General features: G+C 71.1%; 17 protein-coding genes. 9 read left to right on the top strand and 8 right to left on the bottom strand.

The annotated features are described in order from the left end of the window. Positions 1–9: 9 nt before the first annotated feature. Positions 10–906, bottom strand: coding sequence for an alpha/beta hydrolase (locus tag ACFYV5_RS03305; RefSeq protein ID WP_355115938.1), 897 nt, complete (start codon positions 904–906; stop codon positions 10–12). 100 nt (positions 907–1,006) lie between these two features. Next, positions 1,007–2,029, bottom strand: a complete 1,023-nt coding sequence (gene ligD / locus ACFYV5_RS03300; protein ID WP_355115939.1) for a non-homologous end-joining DNA ligase — start codon at positions 2,027–2,029, stop codon at positions 1,007–1,009. 52 nt (positions 2,030–2,081) lie between these two features. Between ligD and ACFYV5_RS03295 the strand changes: the two genes are divergently transcribed. Continuing rightward, entirely contained in the window at positions 2,082–3,152 is a 1,071-nt protein-coding gene (locus ACFYV5_RS03295; protein WP_355115941.1) for an ATP-dependent DNA ligase, read from the top strand. A gap of 28 nt (positions 3,153–3,180) precedes the next feature. Here the strand turns inward: ACFYV5_RS03295 and ACFYV5_RS03290 are convergent, their stop codons facing one another. Then, positions 3,181–5,094 (bottom strand): AMP-dependent synthetase/ligase, encoded by a 1,914-nt coding sequence (locus ACFYV5_RS03290; protein WP_389163713.1) that lies wholly within the window; start codon positions 5,092–5,094, stop codon positions 3,181–3,183. A gap of 557 nt (positions 5,095–5,651) precedes the next feature. Here ACFYV5_RS03290 and ACFYV5_RS03285 point away from each other — a divergent pair. Further along, entirely contained in the window at positions 5,652–5,849 is a 198-nt protein-coding gene (locus ACFYV5_RS03285) for a hypothetical protein (protein ID WP_389165047.1), read from the top strand. A 144-nt stretch (positions 5,850–5,993) separates the two neighbouring features. Further along, on the top strand, positions 5,994–8,072 hold the full coding sequence (locus ACFYV5_RS03280) for an MDR family MFS transporter (protein ID WP_389163711.1): 2,079 nt from the start codon (positions 5,994–5,996) through the stop codon (positions 8,070–8,072). 47 nt (positions 8,073–8,119) lie between these two features. Here the strand turns inward: ACFYV5_RS03280 and ACFYV5_RS03275 are convergent, their stop codons facing one another. Further along, on the bottom strand, positions 8,120–8,608 hold the full coding sequence (locus tag ACFYV5_RS03275) for a YchJ family protein (RefSeq protein ID WP_389163708.1): 489 nt from the start codon (positions 8,606–8,608) through the stop codon (positions 8,120–8,122). Between the two features lie 148 nt (positions 8,609–8,756). On the opposite strand from ACFYV5_RS03275, the gene ACFYV5_RS03270 reads away from it, so the two are divergent. After that, positions 8,757–10,565, top strand: a complete 1,809-nt coding sequence (locus tag ACFYV5_RS03270; protein ID WP_389163706.1) for an FAD-dependent oxidoreductase — start codon at positions 8,757–8,759, stop codon at positions 10,563–10,565. 30 nt (positions 10,566–10,595) lie between these two features. Here the strand turns inward: ACFYV5_RS03270 and ACFYV5_RS03265 are convergent, their stop codons facing one another. Continuing rightward, positions 10,596–10,991, bottom strand: coding sequence for a VOC family protein (locus ACFYV5_RS03265; protein ID WP_355115951.1), 396 nt, complete (start codon positions 10,989–10,991; stop codon positions 10,596–10,598). Positions 10,992–11,008: 17 nt separating this feature from the next. Here ACFYV5_RS03265 and ACFYV5_RS03260 point away from each other — a divergent pair, with 17 nt between their 5' ends. After that, positions 11,009–12,352, top strand: coding sequence for a 6-phospho-beta-glucosidase (locus ACFYV5_RS03260; RefSeq protein WP_389163702.1), 1,344 nt, complete (start codon positions 11,009–11,011; stop codon positions 12,350–12,352). A 58-nt stretch (positions 12,353–12,410) separates the two neighbouring features. Next, positions 12,411–14,324: a M64 family metallopeptidase gene (locus ACFYV5_RS03255; protein WP_389163699.1), complete on the top strand. Its 1,914-nt coding sequence runs from the start codon at positions 12,411–12,413 to the stop codon at positions 14,322–14,324. Between the two features lie 55 nt (positions 14,325–14,379). On the opposite strand, the gene ACFYV5_RS03250 is transcribed toward ACFYV5_RS03255, so the two are convergent. The 3 genes from ACFYV5_RS03250 to ACFYV5_RS03240 all read right to left on the bottom strand — a co-directional run bounded on the left by ACFYV5_RS03250 (position 14,380) and on the right by ACFYV5_RS03240 (position 16,364). Beyond that, the gene (locus ACFYV5_RS03250) at positions 14,380–15,186 is read right to left on the bottom strand and encodes an SAM-dependent methyltransferase (protein ID WP_389163696.1); all 807 of its coding nucleotides are present in this window, start codon (positions 15,184–15,186) and stop codon (positions 14,380–14,382) included. Between the two features lie 77 nt (positions 15,187–15,263). Beyond that, positions 15,264–15,500, bottom strand: coding sequence for a DUF397 domain-containing protein (locus ACFYV5_RS03245; RefSeq protein ID WP_015037566.1), 237 nt, complete (start codon positions 15,498–15,500; stop codon positions 15,264–15,266). Continuing rightward, entirely contained in the window at positions 15,501–16,364 is an 864-nt protein-coding gene (locus ACFYV5_RS03240; protein WP_355115958.1) for a helix-turn-helix transcriptional regulator, read from the bottom strand. Between the two features lie 255 nt (positions 16,365–16,619). Here ACFYV5_RS03240 and ACFYV5_RS03235 point away from each other — a divergent pair, with 255 nt between their 5' ends. Genes ACFYV5_RS03235 through ACFYV5_RS03225 form a run of 3 tightly spaced genes read left to right on the top strand, consistent with a single transcriptional unit; the run spans position 16,620 to position 18,218 of the window. Further along, positions 16,620–17,081 (top strand): ATP-binding protein, encoded by a 462-nt coding sequence (locus ACFYV5_RS03235; protein ID WP_389165044.1) that lies wholly within the window; start codon positions 16,620–16,622, stop codon positions 17,079–17,081. Positions 17,082–17,086: 5 nt separating this feature from the next. Further along, entirely contained in the window at positions 17,087–17,533 is a 447-nt protein-coding gene (locus ACFYV5_RS03230; RefSeq protein WP_355115962.1) for a hypothetical protein, read from the top strand. Then, on the top strand, positions 17,502–18,218 hold the full coding sequence (locus ACFYV5_RS03225) for a class I SAM-dependent methyltransferase (RefSeq protein ID WP_389163691.1): 717 nt from the start codon (positions 17,502–17,504) through the stop codon (positions 18,216–18,218). The genes ACFYV5_RS03230 and ACFYV5_RS03225 overlap by 32 nt, the downstream gene beginning before the upstream one ends. The last annotated feature ends 26 nt before the right edge of the window (positions 18,219–18,244 follow it).

The following is an 18,244-nucleotide window of genomic DNA, read 5'->3' as shown; positions in this document are numbered from 1 at the left end:
CCAGCACCGTCAGCTCCTCAGCTCTGCCACCTGATCCGCCAAAGGCCCCGGCTCCGCCGTCGGCGCCGTCACGAAGCGGAGCGTCTCCGCGACCACCTCCGGGGCCCTGAGGATGCGGCGGTGGCCGAGGCCCTGGGTGACGATCAGGCGGGCGCGGGGAGCGTGGGCGGCCGCCGTCGCGTGGGAGTGGGCCGGCGCGACCATGTCGTCGGTCTCGTCGTGGAACAGCAGGACGGGGGCGTCCAGTTCGGCCGGCGCGTATGTCGCGTTCAGGCGCTGCCAGATGTCCGGTTCGTCGCGGAAGAGCGTCCGCTCGACATGGCGGCGCATATGCCGGACGGTCCGGTCGCTCAGCCCCCAGCCGGTCTGGAACTCCTCGACGAGGAAGTCGAACCGACCGACGCCGCCGATCCCCACGAACCGTCCCGTCCGCACCCCGTCACGCAACGCGAACAGCGCGGCAAGCACCCCGAAGGAGTGCGCCACCACGGCCTCGAAGTCGCCGTACCGGCCGTGCAGTTCACGGATGATGTGGCGGTACTCGTAGATATTCGTGGCCCGCCCCTCCGAGTCGCCGTGGCCGGGCGCGTCGAAGGTGACGGGGCTGTAGCCCCGTTCGCGCAGCGCCTCGACGAAGGCCGAGAGACGCGAGGCGCGCGAGGACCAGCCGTGCACCAGGAGTACGGGGCGTGCGCCGTCGCCCCACGCGTACGTGACGACGTCCTTGCCGTTGACCCGGAGCCGGCCCGTCCGGGCCTCGGTGAAGAGGGGCTCCTCCTCCGGTCTCAGCCGCGACCGGCCCAGCGGCCGGACGAAGAGGGCGAAGGCGGCGCGCCCGGCGGGGCCCGGGGCTATGAGCGAGGCGGTGTTCAGGGCGGTGCGCACGAGCGAAGTCGTGGGAGTCATGCCGGATCTCCTCGTCGGCCGGAGCGATGAGAAAATGTTAGCACGATCGTTCGTGTTGTTTTAGGACGACGAACCGAGAGACGCCCCTGCGACGGCCCCGTCAGCCCTCCGCCTTCTTCGCCCTGCTCGGCTGCACCCGCTTCGGTTCCCCCGGCATCTTCGGGTACTCCGGCGGGTACGGCAGGTCACCGAGCCCGTGCTCCGCCTCGTCGCGGCGGGCCAGCTCCAGCAAGCCCTCCAGGCTGAACCGCTCGTCGTCCATGTCGGCATGGACGTCCCCCAGCTCGGCGTACCGGGTCGGCATCGTCCGGATGTCGAAGTCTCTCGGCGTCGCGTCGTCGATCTCGTCCCAGCGCAGCGGCGCGGAGACCGGAGCGTGCGGGCGGGGCCGTACGGAGTACGCCGAGGCGATCGTGCGGTCACGCGCGGTCTGGTTGTAGTCGACGAAGATCTTCTCGCCGCGCTCCTCCTTCCACCACTTGGTCGTCACCCGCTCCGGCATCCGCCGCTCCAGCTCCCGCCCGCAGGCGATGGCCGCGCGGCGGACCTGGGTGAAGGTCCAGAGCGGCTGGATCGGTACGAAGACATGCACGCCGCGCCCGCCCGAGGTCTTGGGCCAGCCCCGCAACCCGTACTCGTCGAGCACGGCGCGCAGCTCGTGCGCGGCGCGGACGGCGTCGGCGTAGTCCGTGCCCGGCTGCGGGTCGAGGTCGAGGCGCAGCTCGTCGGGGTGGTCGGTGTCCTCGCGCCGCACCGGCCACGGATGGAAGGTGACCGCGCCGAGGTTGGCGGCCCACAGCACGGCCGCGGGCTCGGTCGGGCACATCTCGTCGGCGGACCGGCCGCTGGGAAAGGTGATGTGGGCGGTGGGGATCCACTCCGGGAGGTACTTGGGGGCCCGCTTCTGGAAGAAGGACTCGCCGGTCACCCCGTCGGGGTAGCGCTCCAGGGTCGTGGGGCGGTTGCGCAGCGCGCGGGTGATGCCGTCCCCGACCGCCAGGTAGTACGAGACCATGTCGAGCTTGGTGTAGCCGGGTTCGGGGAAGTACACCTTCTCCGGATTGGACACGCGTACGGTCCGCTCGCCGACTTCCAGTTCCACCGCTGCCGCCTTGCTCGCCATGCGAGCCAGCGTAGGGCTCGCCGACATTCCTTGCATATCGGACAATCGACCCATGGATCTGCCGGTGATGCCGCCCGTGAAGCCGATGCTGGCCAAGGCCGTGAAGAAGATTCCGCCGGGCATGCAGTACGAGGCGAAATGGGACGGCTTCCGCGCCATCGTGCACCGCGACGGCCCGGACCTCGTCATCGGCAGCCGTACGGGCAAGCCGCTCACCCGCTACTTCCCCGAGCTGGTGGAGGCCCTCCTCCCCCGGCTCCCGGAGCGCTGCGTGGTCGACGGCGAGATCGTGATCGAGCACGACGGACGGCTGGACTTCGACCGGCTCACCGAGCGCATCCACCCCGCCGACTCGCGGGTGCGGATGCTGGCCGAGCGGACCCCGGCCCGGTTCATCGCCTTCGACCTGCTCGCGCTCGGCGACGTGTCCCTCCTCGACACCCCCCTCACCGATCGCCGGGCCGCCCTGGAAGAGGTCCTGCACGGCGTGGACGCCCCGGTCCATCTGGCGCCGGCGACGACGGACCCGGAGGTCGCGGCGCACTGGTTCGAGCAGTACGAGGGTGCGGGCCTGGACGGCGTGATCGCCAAACCGCTGGACCTCCCGTACCGGCCGGACGCCCGGCTGATGTACAAGATCAAGCATGAGCGGACCGCCGATGTGGTGGTGGCCGGCTACCGCTTCCACAAGAGCGGGCCCGTGGTCGGCTCGCTGCTGCTCGGCCTGTACGACGCCGGCGGCACCCTCCAGCACGTCGGCGTCTGTGCCGCCTTCACCACCAAGCGGCGCGCGGAGTTGGTCGAGGAGCTGGAGCCGCTGCGGATGGATCCGCCGGACGGGCACCCGTGGGCGGCGTGGGCGCAGGAGGCGGCGCACGAGAGCGCGCGGCTCCCGGGCGCGCCGAGCCGCTGGTCGGGCAAGAAGGACCTGTCGTGGGTGGCGCTGCGGCCCGATCGGGTCTGCGAGGTCGGCTACGACCACATGGAGGGCGACCGGTTCCGGCACACGGCGCAGTTCAAGCGCTGGCGCCCCGACCGGACCCCGGAGTCATGCGGGTACGCGCAGCTGGAGGAGCCCGTCTCGTACGACCTCTCCGAGGTGCTGTCACCCGCTCACCCCTAGAACGTGCCGGTGAGTTCGTCCCCCGAACTCATCCATAGAGCGCCTCGACCTCGGTCGCCCAGGCCGCCATGACCGCGTGCCGCTTGACCTTGAGGGAGGGCGTGAGCATCCCGTTCTCCTCCGTGAACTCCCCCGGCACGATACGGAACCTCCGGATCGACTCGGCCCTGGAGACGGCCTGGTTGGCGTGGTCGACGGCCTTCTGGACGTCCGCGACCATCTCCGGGTCCTCGCAGAGCGCGGCGGCCGGGGTGTCGGCGGGCCGTTTGCGGACGGACAGCCAGTGCTGGACCGCCTCGGGTTCGAGGGTGACGAGCGCCGCCACGTACGGGCGGTTGTCACCGACGACCACGCACTGCCCGACGGGCGGGCGGCTGCGCAGCCGGTCCTCGAGGACGGCCGGGGACACGTTCTTGCCGCCGGAGGTGATCAGGATGTCCTTCTTGCGGCCGGTGATGACGAGATAGCCCTCGTCGTCGAGGGCGCCCAGGTCGCCGGTGGCGAACCAGCCGTCCCGCAGGACCTCCTGGGTGGCCTCGGGGTTGTTCCAGTACGCGGCGAAGACGATGCCGCCCTTGACCAGCACCTCGCCGTCGTCGGCGATGCGGACCGCGGTGCCGGGGACGGGCCGGCCGACGGTGCCGGGCCGGGGCCGCAGGGGTGGGGAGACGGTGGCGGCCGCGGTGGTCTCGGTGAGGCCGTAACCCTCGTAGACGAGCACCCCGGCGGCGTAGAAGAAGAGGCTGAGGCGGCGGTCGAGCGGGGAGCCGCCGCTGATGGCGTACCGCAGGTTGCCGCCGAGTTCCTTGCGGATGCGCCGGTAGACGAGGAGGTCGTACAGGGCCCAGGCCGCCGTCAGCCCGGGACCGGGCCGGCGGCCCTTGCCCAGGAGATGACCGAGTGCCGCCTCGCCGAAGCGTACGGCGACGGAGTCGGCGCGGTCGAAGGACGAGCCGCGGCCCAGCTTCTCGGCGGTGGCGCGGCCGGTGTCGTGGATCTTCTCGAAGAGGTAGGGCACTCCGACGACGAAGGTGGGCTTGAACCGCCGTAGTTCCGGGCGCAGTTCGTCGGGCTTGATGGAGGGGCAGTGCCCGATCTCGATGCGGGCCATGAGACAGGCGATCTGGATGGTGCGCCCGAGGATGTGGGCGAGCGGCAGGAAGAGGAGGGTCGAGGCCGTCTGCCCGGTGACCTCCGTGAAGACCGGATGCAGCAGCTCGACGGTGCCGGACGCCTCCGCGTGGAGATTGCCGTGGGTCAGGACGCAGCCCTTGGGGCGTCCGGTGGTGCCGGAGGTGTAGCAGAGGGTGGCGACGGTGTCCGGTGCGAGCGCGGAGCGGCGCTTGGTCACCTCCTCGTCGGACACCTTCTGACCCATGGCGGCGAGTTCGGACAGCCCGCCGGACGCGATCTCCCAGCCGCGGACCGGTTCGGGGAGTGCGGTGGCGGCTGCGTGGAGCGTCGCGGTGTGCTCGGGGGACTCGGTGACGGCATGGCGGGCCCCGGAGTCCTGGAGGATCCAGGCGATCTGTTCGGCCGAGGAGGTGGCGTAGACGGGGACGGTCTGCCCGCCGGCCGCCCAGATGGCGAAGTCGAGCACCGCCCATTCGTAACGGGTGCGCGCCATCAGCACGACCCGTCCGCCGGGCTCGACCCCGCCGGCGATCAGCCCTTTCGCGGCGGCCTGGACGTCACCGGCGAACTCCGCCGCGGTGACGGGTCGCCACCCGCCGGTCTGCTTGCGTCGCATGACGACGGCGCCGGGGTCCTCGGCGGCGTTGCGGAAGGGGATGTCCGCGGGGGTTCCGACCGGCGGGGGCCCGCCCGGGAGAGCGGTACGCGCCTCACGTACGACACCGTCCTCGCGCACGAGTTCGACCGGGAAGCGGTCGAGGAGGTCGCTGCGCCTCTTGGCCTGCTTCAGATCCTTGCGTACGCCCATGGCGGGCTCCTGTTCGCGGCATGCGGGCGGGGAGGTACCGGATCTCGGACTTACGGACTCTCGGACTTACGGACTTACCGAGCAGTCAACTTACTCATGCGTAACGAGATTTCAACCGTCCGCGCACGATCTCGCTCACTTCCGATCGACTCGCGGACCACCCGCAACCGGCACCGCCGCGGGTGAGATGCTTCACATTCCCGCATCGAGAATCCGTTGGCTGGGGAGGGATTTCCGATTCGACGTTCGACGGACTCCTGAGCGATCCGGGCCGCCGGTTCCCCGTGAAGATCGCGCCGCGCGCCGTGCACCTGCGGGAACGTTCCGCGCCTTCGACCCGCCCGTCCGGAGCGGGGGCCGCGGCCCGTCCGTACACCCCGCCGAACGGTCCTCCGGCTGTTGCTCCACGGAGACATCCCCGTCGACGAACCCCGAACCCCATCCTGTACGTATGGAGAGGGAGACCCCTCCTCGACACCAGACCCCACAAGGACTGACCCGTGATCACCTCGCCCTCGCCCCTCGTCCCCGTCCCGATTCCCGACCGTGTGGCCGCGATGATCGGTTCCTGTCTGCCGCTGCACGTCCTGCAGGCGGAGGTCGACGCCGACTCCGCGGCCCGCGAGGTGCTGCGGTTCCGTGGGCCGCTGTGCGCCGAGGACCACGCGGACCGCGAGCACGCCCTGGCCGCGCTCGCCCGGGCCAACAAGGTGCTGGCGAAGCACCACCCGCTGCTTCCGGTACTCCACCGCTGAAGCCAACGCTGCGGGGCCGGTGTCGGTGCCGACGCGCCGGGGCCGGCGCCCGTGCTCCGGCCCGTTCGGGGCGCGGTCCCGTCGCCGCACCGGTTCGGCCGTCCCCCACATGCGGGCGGCGGCCCCCGATGTGAGGCTGCGAAGGTGACCACCACCAGCGAAGCCGCGCCCCCGGTCGCCGAGCCTCCCGTGCTCGACAGCCGCCGCCGCAACATCGTCTTCGGCACGATCATGCTCGGCGTGCTCCTCGCCGCGCTGGACCAGACCATCGTCGGCACCGCCCTGCCGACGATCGTCTCGGACCTCGGTGGCGCCGCCCACATGTCCTGGGTGGTCACCGCCTATCTGCTGGCCGAGACGGTCGCCACGGTCCTGGTCGGCAAGTTCGGCGACCTCTTCGGGCGCAAGGTGATCTTCCAGATCTCCGCGATCGTCTTCATCACCGGCTCGTTCCTCTGCGGCCTGGCCACCAACATGACCCTGCTGATCGTCTGGCGGGGACTGCAGGGCATCGGCGCCGGCGGCCTGATGGTCACCTCGATGGCACTGATCGCCGATGTGATCCCGCTCCGCGACCGCGGCAAGTACCAGGGCGCGATCGGCGCGGTCTTCGGCGTCTCCACCGTCATCGGCCCGCTTCTCGGTGGGCTGTTCACCGACCATCTGAGCTGGCGCTGGGCGTTCTACGTCAACGTCCCGATCGCGATCCTTGTCGTGATCGCCGCCGCCCGCACGATTCCCTCCGTACGCTCCGCGAGCAAGCCGATCATCGACTACGCGGGCATCGCCCTGGTCGCCGCCGGCTCCAGCGCCCTGATCCTGGCGACCAGTTGGGGCGGCAACGAGTACGCTTGGGGGTCCGGTGTCATCATCGGTCTCTTCGCCGGCGGTCTGATCGCGCTCGCGCTCTTCTGCTGGGTGGAGACCCGGGCCGCCGAACCGATGCTGCCCATGCGGCTGTTCGCCAATCCGGTGTTCACCGTCTGCTCCGTGCTGAGCTTCGTCGTCGGCTTCGCCATGCTCGGTTCGATGACGTTCCTGCCGTCCTACCTCCAGTACGTCGACGGGGATTCGGCCACGATCTCCGGCATCCGTACGCTGCCGATGGTCGTCGGTCTGCTGATCGCCTCGATCTACAGCGGCAACGTGGTGAGCAAGACCGGCACCTACCGGATCTTCCCCATCGCGGGCTGTCTCGTCATGGGGCTCGGCCTCTTCCTCCTGTCGCTGATGGGGACGGGGACCAGCACGTGGCTGGAGTCGCTGTACATGTTCGTGCTCGGTGTCGGCATCGGTCTGTGCATGCAGGTGCTCACCATCGCCGTGCAGAACACCGTGGACTACGCCGATCTCGGCACCGCCACCTCGGGCGTCACCTTCTTCCGTACGCTCGGCAGTGCTTTCGGCACCGCCGTCTTCGGCACGATCTACGCCAACTCCCTGAGGCCCAACGTCACGGAGGGCGTCGCCCAGGCGGCGACGGTCCCCGGCGGGCCCGATCCGGCCGACCTCGCGAGGGCGGCGCAGAGCCCGTCCGGCGTCCACGGGCTGCCGCAGGAGGTGGCGGCGCCGATCGTCCAGGCGTACGCCGACACCCTGCACACGGTCTTCCTCTGGACGGTGCCGGTCGCCGCGATCGGCTTCGTCGTCGCGCTCTTCCTGAAAGAGGTGCCGCTCCGGGACACGGCCCGGGCCTTGGCGCCCGACATGGGCGAGGGCTTCGGATCCCCGACCACCTCCGGCGATTCGGCCAAGCTGCTCGAACTGTCCGTCGGCAGGATCATCCGGAAGACGGACCTCGACACCGCGCGCCGGATCGTCACCGACTCCGACACCCGGCTCGACACGGCGGGTGGCTGGGCGGTGATGCAGGTGGAGCTCTTCACACGCATGGTGGGGCACGCCAGCCTCGGTCTGATCTCGGCCGGCCGGCGCGTGCCGCCGGAGGTCCTGCTCCCGGTCTTCGACCGCATGGTCGACGAGGGGTTCCTGACCCGGGACGGCAATCTGCTCTCGCACACCCCGGCGGGGAAGCGGGAGGCGGAGATCATCACGCGCGCCTGGGGGGACTGGCTCAGCGGCCGGATCGAGCGGGAGCGCGGGCGGCCGAGCGGACCGGAGCTGCGGGCGGCGACGGACGCCATCGCGAAGAAGCTGATCGCCGAGGATCTGGCGAGCGGGTTGCCGCGGGGCCGGCGGGAGCCGGCCGGGGTCGCGTCCTGATCCGGGTTTGTCGACCTCGTCGGCCCCCTCAGGCCCCGTCGGCCCCCTCAGACCCCGTCGGCCTCGTCGATGAAGTCGCCGTCCACATACACCCACGCGCCCTCGTGGCGCCGGAAGCGGCTGCGCTCGTGGAGCGCGCCCTGCTCGCCCGCGTGGGTGTAGCGGGCGACGAAGGTGACGGTCCCGGTCTGGTGGAACGCGGTCCCGTCGGTGGTGTCCCGGATCTCCAGGCCGGCCCAGCGCAGTGACGGGTCGAAGTCGACCTCGCCGGGGCGGGTCTCCGGCGCCCAGGTGCGCAGCAGGTACGCCGCGTCGCGGACGACGAAGGCGCTGTAGCGGGAGCGCATGAGGAGTTCGGCGGTGGGGGCGGTGGGGGCGGTAGGCGCGGTGGGCGCGTTCGCCGGTCCGGAGTGGAAGCGTCCGCAGCACTCGCCGTAGGGAGCGGCCAGGCCGCACGGGCAGGGCGACGTCGCGGTCACGGCGGCGGCCGGGCGGGCGGCGCGGGCAGGGTTCTTGCGGGTGTTACGACGGGACATGGGCCCATTGTGTCGTGAGGGGTACGGGGGCGGGATCGCGCCATGTGTGCGGCAAGGCCCGCACGATGCTTCCGGGAGCCGTTGGACACCCCTATGCTCCTGCGCCGGACGTGACCGTTACCGCCGGTAAGGCAAAAGGGGCTGGGGCATGAACCGTACGGGCACCTCGCGACGCACCTTCGTGACCACCGCCGCCGCGGTCACCGGCGCGGCAGCCGTCGGAGCCGCTCCGGCTCCGGCCCTCGCGGCCGGAACGACGGCGGCGACGACGGCCCCGGCTGCTGCGACGGCGGCCTCTCCCTCCGTCGCCGTCCTCGGCGGCGGCGTCGCCGGCCTGACCGCCGCGCACGAGCTCGCCGAACGCGGCTTCCGCGTCACCGTCTACGAGCGCCGGGCCCTCGGCGGCAAGGCCCGCTCGATGGACGTGCCGGACAGCGCGCGCGGCGGACGGCGGCCGCTCCCCGCCGAGCACGGCTTCCGCTTCATCCCGGGGATCTACCACAACCTTCCCGACACGATGCGCCGCATCCCCTTCCCGGGCAACGCCAACGGCGTCTGGGACAACCTCGTCGCCCCGGCCGAGATGTCCTTCGCCCGCACCGGCCGCGAAGACCTGCGCATCCCTCTCCCCTGGCCCGGCCACCAGCCGGCCGAACTCACCCTCGACGAGATCCGGCGCGCCCTGACCGCGCTCCTGGAGACCGCCCGCTCCATCCCGCTCCACGAGGCCGCCTACTTCGTCAACCGCTTCCTCGTCTTCCTCACCAGCTGCGACGAGCGGCGTGACCAGACCTGGGAGGCCACGCCCTGGTGGGACTTCCTGCGGGCCGAGCGGATGAGCTACGACTACCAGCGCATCCTGGCCGTCGGACTCACCCGCAACATCGTGGCCACCAAGGCCGAGGAGGCCAGCACCCGCACGGTCGCCACACTCCTGGAGGCCTTCGCCTTCAACGCGCTCGGGCGCGGGGCGGACGGGCCGCTCGACCGGATCCTCGACCTGCCGACGAACGAGGCGTGGATCGACCCCTGGGTGACCCATCTGACCGGCCTCGGCGTGGAGTTCCGCGTCGGCTGGACCGTACGGGAGATGGCGTACGACCCCACCGCCGGGCGAATCTCCGCGGCCGTGATCGAGGACCCGCAGGGGGTACGCCGCTCGGTGACCGCCGACCACTACGTCTCGGCGATGCCGGTGGAACACGCCCGGCGGACCTGGGGCGCCGCTCTGCGGGCGGCCGATCCCCAGCTGGCGCGCTGCGACAAGCTGGAGACGGACTGGATGACGGGCATCCAGTTCTATCTGACCGAGCGGGCCCCGCTCCTCGCCGGGCACGCCAACCTCATCGACTCGCCCTGGTCCCTGACGTGCATTCAGCAGGCGCACCACTGGCCGTCCAGGAACTTCCCCGTCGACTACGGCGACGGGTCGGCCGTCGACTGTCTCTCGGTGGACATCTCGGAGTGGGACCGGCCGGGCGTCCTCTACGGCAAGACCGCCAAGCAGTGCACCCCCACCGAGGTGGCCCGTGAGGTCTGGGCGCAGCTCAAGGCCGCCTTCAACGACACCGGCCGTACGGTGTTGAAGGACGGCGCGCTGCACTCCTGGTTCCTGGACCCGGGCGTGGACGGACTCGGTACCCCGAACCCGACCAACGACGACCAGCTCCTCATCCACCCGGTCGGCACGTTCCACAACCGTCCGCAGGCCGCGACCAGGGTCCCCAACTTCTATCTGGCCGGTGACTACGTGGCCGTCGACATCGATCTCGCCACCATGGAGGGCGCCAACGCCTCCGCCCGGCAGGCCGTCAACGCGCTCCTCGACCGCACCGGGTCGACGGCCGCGCGCTGCACGGTCCAGCCGCTGTTCCGCGCGCCCGAGCTGGAGGCACTCAAGCGGCACGACCGGCTGCGCTACCGCCTCGGCCTGCGCAACGCGCTCGATGTGGGCTGACCCGGTTCCGCTCCGGCTGTCCTGTCCGCTTCAGGGGCGGTAGCGCAGCGGATGCTCTTCGGGGACCTCGACGACGGCGATCTTCATCCCGTCGGGGTCCTCGATCCACATCTCGATCAGCCCCCACGGCTCGGTCACCGGCTCCCGCAGGATCACGACGTCGTGGGCCAGGAGCTCCTGATGGACCGCGCGCACATCGGCCACCTGGAGCCAGAGCCGCAGCTGGGGCGGGGGCTGCGGCGGCTCGGTCGCGGAGGCGCGCCCGGAGACCTCCAGGAAGCCGCCGCCGAGGAAGTAGACGGTGCCCCGCTCGGGCCCGGTGCCGAACTCGCGGTACACCGCCAGCCCGAGCGTGTCTCCGTAGAAGCGCCGGGAGCGCTCGGGATCGGCCGGCCGGAGCAGAATCCGGCTGCTCAGTACGTGCATCGCAGTAGCGTACGACCATGAAACTGACGATTCTCGGAGGCGGCGGATTCCGGGTCCCGCTCGTGTACGGCGCGCTGCTCGACGACCACGCGGAGGGGCGGGTCACCGAGGTGACCCTGCACGACCTCGACGGAGCGCGGCTCTCGGCGATCGCGCGAGTCCTCGCCGAGCAGGGCGCGGGGGTGCCGGACGCCCCGTCGGTGACGGCGACCACGGATCTGGACGAGGCGCTGCGCGGGGCGGACTTCGTCTTCTCGGCGATCCGGGTCGGCGGACTGGAGGGCCGGGCGGCGGACGAGCGGATCGCGCTCGCCGAAGGGGTCCTGGGCCAGGAGACGGTGGGCGCGGGCGGGATCGCGTACGGGCTGCGAACGGTGCCGGTCGCCGTGCACATCGCGCGGCGGATCGCCGAACTCGCCCCGGACGCCTGGGTCATCAACTTCACGAATCCGGCCGGTCTGGTGACGGAGGCCATGTCCCGGGTGCTCGGTGACCGGGTCGTCGGCATCTGCGACTCCCCCGTCGGGCTCGGCCGCCGGGTCGCCCGGGTCCTCGGCGCGAACCCGGACGAGGCGTGGATCGACTACGTCGGTCTCAACCATCTCGGCTGGCTGCGCGGCCTGCGGGTCGCGGGCCGCGACGTGCTCCCTCGACTGCTCGCGGACGAGCGGGCGCTCGGCTCCTTCGAGGAGGGCCGGCTCTTCGGCCCCGAGTGGCTGCGCTCGCTCGGCGCGATCCCGAACGAGTATCTGCACTACTACTACTTCAACCGCGAGGCCGTCGGCGCCTACCAGCAGGCCGAGCGGACCCGTGGCGCCTATCTGCGCGACCAACAGGCCGGTTTCTACGAGGAGATGGGCAAGCCGGGCACGCCTCCGCTGGCCACCTGGCACCGGACGCTCGCCGACCGGGAGGCGACCTACATGGCCGCCAACCGGGAGGCCGCCGGGATCGGCGAGCGCGACGAGGAGGACCTGGAGTCGGGCGGGTACGAGAAGGTGGCCCTGGCGCTGATGCGGGCGATCGCGCGCAACGAGCGGGCCACGCTGATCCTCAACGTCCGTAACGGCAGCACCCTTTCGGTGCTCGACGCGGACGCGGTGATCGAGGTGCCCTGCTTCGTGGACGCGGCCGGCGCCCATCCGGTGTCCGTGGCACCGCTGCCGTACCACGCGGTGGGTCTGGTGACGGCGGTCAAGGCGGTCGAGCGCGAGGTGCTCGCTGCGGCGGAGAGCGGATCGCGGGCGACGGCGGTGAAGGCGTTCGCCCTGCATCCGCTGGTCGATTCGGTGTCCGTGGCGCGCCGGCTGGTCGACGGCTACACGGCCGGGCACGCGGAACTGGCCTATCTGCGAAGCTGAGACGACTGTCCGGCGAACATCTTTACGCCACTGGGGGCGCGGCATACGCTCGCGCCCCATGACCTCACCTGGCATACGCCTTCGAAGGGCCGTGGTCCGTCTCACCGCGGGCTGTCTGCTGACCGCCGGTCTGGTGGGCGCCGGACCGGCGACCGCCGTCTCCGGCGAAGTCGCCGGTCCGGCCGACGTCGCGGACACGGCGACCGTCGTTCCCGTCCAGACCACGGGCCCCGCCGACAAGCGCTTCAACCTGGTCGTGATGGGCGACGGCTACACCGCCGAGGAGATGCCGGCGTTCCGGGCCGACGTCGAGAAGCATCTCAACGTGCTGTGGAGCATCGAGCCGTTCGCCTCCTACCGCTCGTACATCAACGTCTGGGCGGTGGAGGTACCTTCGCCGGAGTCCGGGGTGGACTGCGATCCCGGACTCGGCGCACCTCGGCGTGACACCCCGCTGAACATGGGCTTCTGGGGCGGCTGCAACCCGAACAGCGTGCAGCGGCTGCTGACGGTCGACAGCGCGAAGGCGGCCGCGCTGGCCGATCTCGTGCCGGACACGAGCGGCGTCAACCGGCAGATCGTGGCCCTGGCACACAGCGACACCTATGGTGGCGCGGGCGGCAGTTACGCCACCGCCTCCGGCGGCAACGCGCTCTCCTCGCTGATCACCCCGCACGAGATCGGCCACTCGCTGGGCAAGCTCCAGGACGAGTACGACTACTACGCGCGCGGAGTCGCCGGCGGCCCGTACTCCGGCCCCGAGCCGTCCTCGGCGCACCACACCCTGCTGACCGAGGAGCAGATGCGCGAGCGGCGCGCCAAGTGGTGGCGCTGGCTGGGCGAGCGGAGCGAGGCCGGCGGTGTCATCGGACGCTTCGAGGGCGGGCTGTACAGCACCGAGGGCGTGTGGCGGCCGAGCAAGCACTCGATCATGAAGACGCTCGGTTACGCCTTCGACCAGGTCGAGCGCGAGGTGATGGTCCAGGCGATCTCGGCGAAGGTGAACCTCGTCCAGGCGCACACGCCCAACACGGCGCCGATCGGCGCCGATCGGAGTGTGTGGGTGGACGCCCTGCACCCGCTGGGCGGTGAGCTCGACGTGGTGTGGCGGCTGGACGGCCGGACGATCGGCACCGGCGGCGCCCGGACGCTCGACCTGCGCGCCCTGTCCCTCTCCCCCGGGAACCACACCCTGACGGCGACGGTCAGCGACCCGACCCCGTTCGTCCGCGACCCCGCGGTCCGCGGTTCGGCGGCCCTGACCCGTACGGTGAGCTGGACGGTGAACCGCGCGCTGACCACCCAGGAGGAGGACGTCCGGGCGGCCTTCACCGGCCACACGCCGACGACGTCGCCCGTCGCCGCGCGCTCGGTGGTCCACGCCGACACCACGCACCCGACGCGCGGCACCCTCGCCGTGCGGTGGCGGCTGGACGGCAGGACGGTGGACAACCCGGGCAACGACCGTGATCTGGACCTGCGTTCGCTGCGTCTCACCCCCGGCACACACGTCCTGACGGCCCGGATCCCGGCTACGGACGCCGAGTTGAGGTGGACGGTGGACGCCCGCCCGGCGACGGGATCGTACGAGCTGTCCGAGCCGCTGCGTACGGTGCACCGGCCCGGCCGCCCGGTCGAGTACGTATACGACGGCGAGTTCACGATGAGGCTGACGGCACGCGACGACCGGCCGGGCTCCGTGGTCAGCCAGTTCCGGGTGGACGGCGACGGCTGGTACACGTACTACGGCTGGCCGACCGACGCCGACGCGCCGTTCCGGTTCTCGCCGGGCGGCACCGTCATCGACGGTCTCGTCCACGGCAAGCTGGGCACGAGCCGGGCGGTCCCGTGGGACGACGCGACGCCGGACTACGGCACGCACACGGTCGAGTACCGCACGATCGACGCGGCGGGCAACGTGAGCGCGGCGAAGTCGTTCCTGGTGACGCTGGTCGAGCCGCAGGACGACTGACACGCGGAGGCCCGCGGCCTGTGACGGCCGCGGGCCCGTGCGTACCGGTGGATCGCTAGAGCTTGCGTCCGACGGCGGCCCAGCCCGGAATCGGGTCGTCCCCCATGACCGGGACGGGCTCACCCAGCTCCGGGTGCCACTCGGCGGTGAGGGAGACGCCGGGCTCGACGAACTCCAGACCGTCGAAGAACGCCGCCAGCTCGTCGCGCGAGCGCGGCCGCAGCGTCAGCCCGCGGGCCTTGTACATGCCGGCGGCCTTGGCCGCCCCCTCCGGGTCGAAGTCGCCCGTGACATGGGAGAGAACGAGGTAGCTGCCCGGTGCGAGCTTGTCGACGAGCTTGCCGACCAGGTCGTACGCCCCGTCCTCGTCCCCGACGAAGTGCAGCAGGGCGAGCATCGACAGGGCGATGGGCTGGTCGAAATCAAGGACCTTTCCGGCCCTTTCGAGGATGATCTCCGGGTCGCGGGCGTCCGCCTGGATGTACTCGGTGGCCCCTTCGGGGGTCGAGCGCAGGAGGGCGGCCGCGTGAGCGAGCACGATCGGGTCGTTGTCGCAGTAGACGATCCTGGACTCGGGCGCGGCCCGCTGGGCGATCTGGTGCAGGTTGGGCTCGGTCGGGATGCCGGTGCCGATGTCCAGGTACTGCCGTACGCCGTGGGCGCTGAGCCAGCGGATGGCGCGGTGCATGAAGGCCCGGTTGACCCGGGCCATGTCCCGGCCGCGGGCGTCGACGGTGAGCAGCTGCCGCGCCATCTCCTCATCGACCGGGTAGTTGTCCTTGCCGCCCAGGAACCAGTCGTACATCCGCGCGGGGTGCGGCTTGCTGGTGTCGATCCGTACGGCTGCGGGGTCCTGGCTCATCGGGGCTCCTGGTCGGCGGAGAGAACTACGGTGATGACAGCAAGAGTTACGCGACGGTAGGGGTGTGACGGAAGGGGTCAGGTGAGCAGAAAGTCGGCCTGACCGGATTTCGCTCCCTGGATGAACGCGGCGATCTCGCCGTGGGTGTAGATGAGCGCCGGTCCCTCGGGGTCTGCGGACTGTCGCACGGCGACTCTGCCGTCGGCCAGCTTCATGGCCTCCACGCAGTTGCCCCCGTTCCCGCCGCTCCACGGCTTGTGCCATCCCTCGGCACCGAGTTCCGCGGCGGGCATGCCGTTGTATATGCGATCCATTCACAGCTCCTCGCGGAGATCCTTGAGGATCTCCTTCGTACGTTGTGCAGTCGCGGCCTGGGCCGCCATGCGGTCCATGACCTCGAGATGGGAGGCCACCTCGGGGCGCGCGTCGAGATAGACGGCGCCGGTCAGGTACTCGCTGTAGACCATGTCCGGGAGTTCGGGCACGGCGAAGCGGAAGAGGACGAACGGTCCGTAGGTGCCGGGGTGGTGGCCGGACGCGAACTCCGCGATCTGCAGGGTGACGTTCGGCAGCTCGGACGCTTCGAGCAGCCGGTCGAGCTGGTCGCGCATCACCTCTGGCCCGTCGCCGACCGGTCGGCGGAGGACCGTCTCGTCCATGATCACCCAGAACTTCGGTGCGTCGTCCCTGGTCAGCAGGGACTGCCGCTCCATCCGCAGGGCTACATGACGCTCTGTTTCCTCGGCACTGCTCGCGCCGACGGCCCCGCTGCGCAGAATGGCGCGGGCGTATCCCTCGGTCTGCAGCAGACCGGGGACGAACTGCGGTTCGTAGGCCCGGATGAGGCTCGCGGCCCCCTCCAGGCTGACGTACATGGAGAACCAGCCGGGCAGCACGTCGTGGAACCGCTGCCACCAGCCGGGGAGGTTGGCCTCCTCGGCGAGGGCGACGAACCCCTCCGCCTCGGAGTCGGTGATGCCGTACGCCTTCAGCAGGAGCTGGACGTACGGGATCTTCAGCGCGACTTCCGCCGTCTCCATGCGCCGGATGGTGGCCGGAGCGACGCGAAGGACCTTGGCGGCCTCCTCCCGCTTCAGGCCGGCCCGCTCGCGCAGATCCTGCAGACGCTTGCCGAGAACGACCTGTCCCACCGTGGGGGCGGACCGCGGCTCGCTCACTCTCAGACCTCCCCGACGCGCTGTTTCGGTTGAGTGTGCCATGAACAGGGCCAGAGAGAACACAGCACTCTGCAATTTTCAGAGTGCCACTTGCCAAGTGTCCGCTTCGGGAGCAAAGTATTCCGGTGAACCAGTACGCGCTGCTGCCGCGCGCCGCCACGGGGGCGATGCACGGCACTGCTTACCCACTGTTGTGAGGAACCGGTCGTGGCTTCTGGTAACGCGCTCCCCTCGGGTGTGACGAGCCCCCGCGTCATGACCCAGCGCCCACGAACCGATGCTCTCCGCACGGATGTCGCCTACTCGGCCCGCCCCGAGGTCCGCCGCTTCGCCTTCGAGCTCCCGGCCCGCACCGCCTCGGTGTCGCGCGCCCGCAGACTGGCGGAGGAGCGACTCGTCCTCTGGGGCTGCGACCCGGAGGTCCGCGACACGGTGACGCTGATCGTCTCCGAGCTGGTCACCAACGCGATAGTGCACACCGCGAGCGGCCATGTCATCTGTGAACTGCGTGAGGGAGAAGAGCAGTTGCGCATAGCGGTACGGGACGAGGGCGGAGCGGGCGACCCGCGCATCCGCGACTGCGGCGAGGAGGAGCGCGGCCGCGGGCTGCTGCTCGTGGACGGACTGTGCAGCGCGTGGGGCGCGGACCGCACGGGCCACGGAACGGCGCGGGTCGTCTGGGCCGAACTGGCCCACGGCATGGGGCACACGTGCTGAGGTCGATGGCGACACTCCTGACGCCGCGTTCCCGCAGGGCCGCGGAGACCGGCTCGACCCGCCTGGTCGTCCCCCCGGGTTTCCGCACCGCCCTGGGCTGCGACGCGGTGGGCGTACCGGCTCGCTACGGCTTCCGGATCCTGTCCCGGCTCCCCTCCAAGGGCTGTGTCTACGCGGACACCGACTGGTGGTGGTGGCTCGTCCCGACGGGTTCCGACCTGGACGTCAGGTGGCCGATGCCGGCCTGCTACGCCCCCGGAGCGGAGATCCCGGACCGCCGCCCCCGCCTGATCCACCGCCCCGACGGCACGTCGCCGTACACCCCGCCGATCCCGCTCTACCTGCTGAGCTGTCAGCTGACCGGGTCCTCTCCGTCCTGGACGCTCGTTCCTCCGCAGGGTGACGGCGTACTGTCGGATCATGTTCACCCCTCAGGGCCCGACCGTCCGTGAGCTGGCCGTCCAGGCCCTCTCCTCGGTGGAGCACGGTTACGACCTGCTGGCGCGGAAGTTCGACGAGACCCCGTTCCGCACTCCGGACCCCGTCCTGGACGCGGTGACGGACACCCTGCGCCCCCTGGGCCCCTTCGACACGGGCCTCGACCTGTGCTGCGGCACCGGCGCGGGCCTCTCCGTCCTGCGCTCGCTGTGCACGGGCCGGATCACGGGCGTCGACTTCAGCGGGGGCATGCTGACCGAGGCCCGCCGCTCCCACCCCACGGCCACACTGGTCCGCGCGGACGCCCTGGCGCTGCCCTTCGCCCCCTCCTTCGATCTGGCGGTCAGCTTCGGCGCCTTCGGCCACTTCCTCCCGGCGGAGCAGTCGAGACTCTTCACCCAGGCCCACACCGTCCTCCGTCCGGGCGGCCTCCTCGCCTTCCCCCTCCCGGCTCCTCCTCGGGTGGGCTCGCTGCCGTACTGGACCCTGCTGGGCTTCGACGCGGCGATGCGGATCCGGAACGCGGTGTGGCGGCCGCGCTTCGTCATGTACTACCGCACCTTCGGGCTGGCGGACGTGCGGGAACGGCTGACGGGGGCGGGGTTCTCGGTGGAGACGCTGCCGATCGAGGCGCTGGGGCGACAGGAGGACGGCAGTCCGCGGTGCAGGCTGGTGGTGGCGCGGAAGCAGTTCGTGTGACCTTGGCCGAAACCGCTGGCGGGAGT

Origin of the sequence: Streptomyces sp. NPDC003035 (genome assembly GCF_042888285.1) — a bacterium.
Lineage (GTDB): Bacteria > Actinomycetota > Actinomycetes > Streptomycetales > Streptomycetaceae > Streptomyces.
The sequence above is the reverse complement of the archived record's forward strand: the minus strand, read 5'-3'. Positions and strand labels throughout refer to the sequence as shown.

What these genes read in the sequence shown, in the direction of transcription:
- ACFYV5_RS03285 (WP_389165047.1), top strand. Translation starts at nt 5,652, where the DNA reads ATGATCGGTTCCTGTCTGCCGCTGCACGTCCTGCAGGCGGAGGTCGAC.
- ACFYV5_RS03265 (WP_355115951.1), bottom strand. Translation starts at nt 10,991, where the DNA reads ATGCACGTACTGAGCAGCCGGATTCTGCTCCGGCCGGCCGATCCCGAG.
- ACFYV5_RS03235 (WP_389165044.1), top strand. Translation starts at nt 16,620, where the DNA reads ATGACCCAGCGCCCACGAACCGATGCTCTCCGCACGGATGTCGCCTAC.
- ACFYV5_RS03255 (WP_389163699.1), top strand. Translation starts at nt 12,411, where the DNA reads ATGACCTCACCTGGCATACGCCTTCGAAGGGCCGTGGTCCGTCTCACC.
- ACFYV5_RS03260 (WP_389163702.1), top strand. Translation starts at nt 11,009, where the DNA reads ATGAAACTGACGATTCTCGGAGGCGGCGGATTCCGGGTCCCGCTCGTG.
- ACFYV5_RS03305 (WP_355115938.1), bottom strand. Translation starts at nt 906, where the DNA reads ATGACTCCCACGACTTCGCTCGTGCGCACCGCCCTGAACACCGCCTCG.
- ligD (WP_355115939.1), bottom strand. Translation starts at nt 2,029, where the DNA reads ATGGCGAGCAAGGCGGCAGCGGTGGAACTGGAAGTCGGCGAGCGGACC.
- ACFYV5_RS03250 (WP_389163696.1), bottom strand. Translation starts at nt 15,186, where the DNA reads ATGAGCCAGGACCCCGCAGCCGTACGGATCGACACCAGCAAGCCGCAC.
- ACFYV5_RS03295 (WP_355115941.1), top strand. Translation starts at nt 2,082, where the DNA reads ATGGATCTGCCGGTGATGCCGCCCGTGAAGCCGATGCTGGCCAAGGCC.
- ACFYV5_RS03245 (WP_015037566.1), bottom strand. Translation starts at nt 15,500, where the DNA reads ATGGATCGCATATACAACGGCATGCCCGCCGCGGAACTCGGTGCCGAG.
- ACFYV5_RS03225 (WP_389163691.1), top strand. Translation starts at nt 17,502, where the DNA reads ATGTTCACCCCTCAGGGCCCGACCGTCCGTGAGCTGGCCGTCCAGGCC.
- ACFYV5_RS03275 (WP_389163708.1), bottom strand. Translation starts at nt 8,608, where the DNA reads ATGTCCCGTCGTAACACCCGCAAGAACCCTGCCCGCGCCGCCCGCCCG.
- ACFYV5_RS03290 (WP_389163713.1), bottom strand. Translation starts at nt 5,094, where the DNA reads ATGGGCGTACGCAAGGATCTGAAGCAGGCCAAGAGGCGCAGCGACCTC.
- ACFYV5_RS03230 (WP_355115962.1), top strand. Translation starts at nt 17,087, where the DNA reads ATGGCGACACTCCTGACGCCGCGTTCCCGCAGGGCCGCGGAGACCGGC.
- ACFYV5_RS03270 (WP_389163706.1), top strand. Translation starts at nt 8,757, where the DNA reads ATGAACCGTACGGGCACCTCGCGACGCACCTTCGTGACCACCGCCGCC.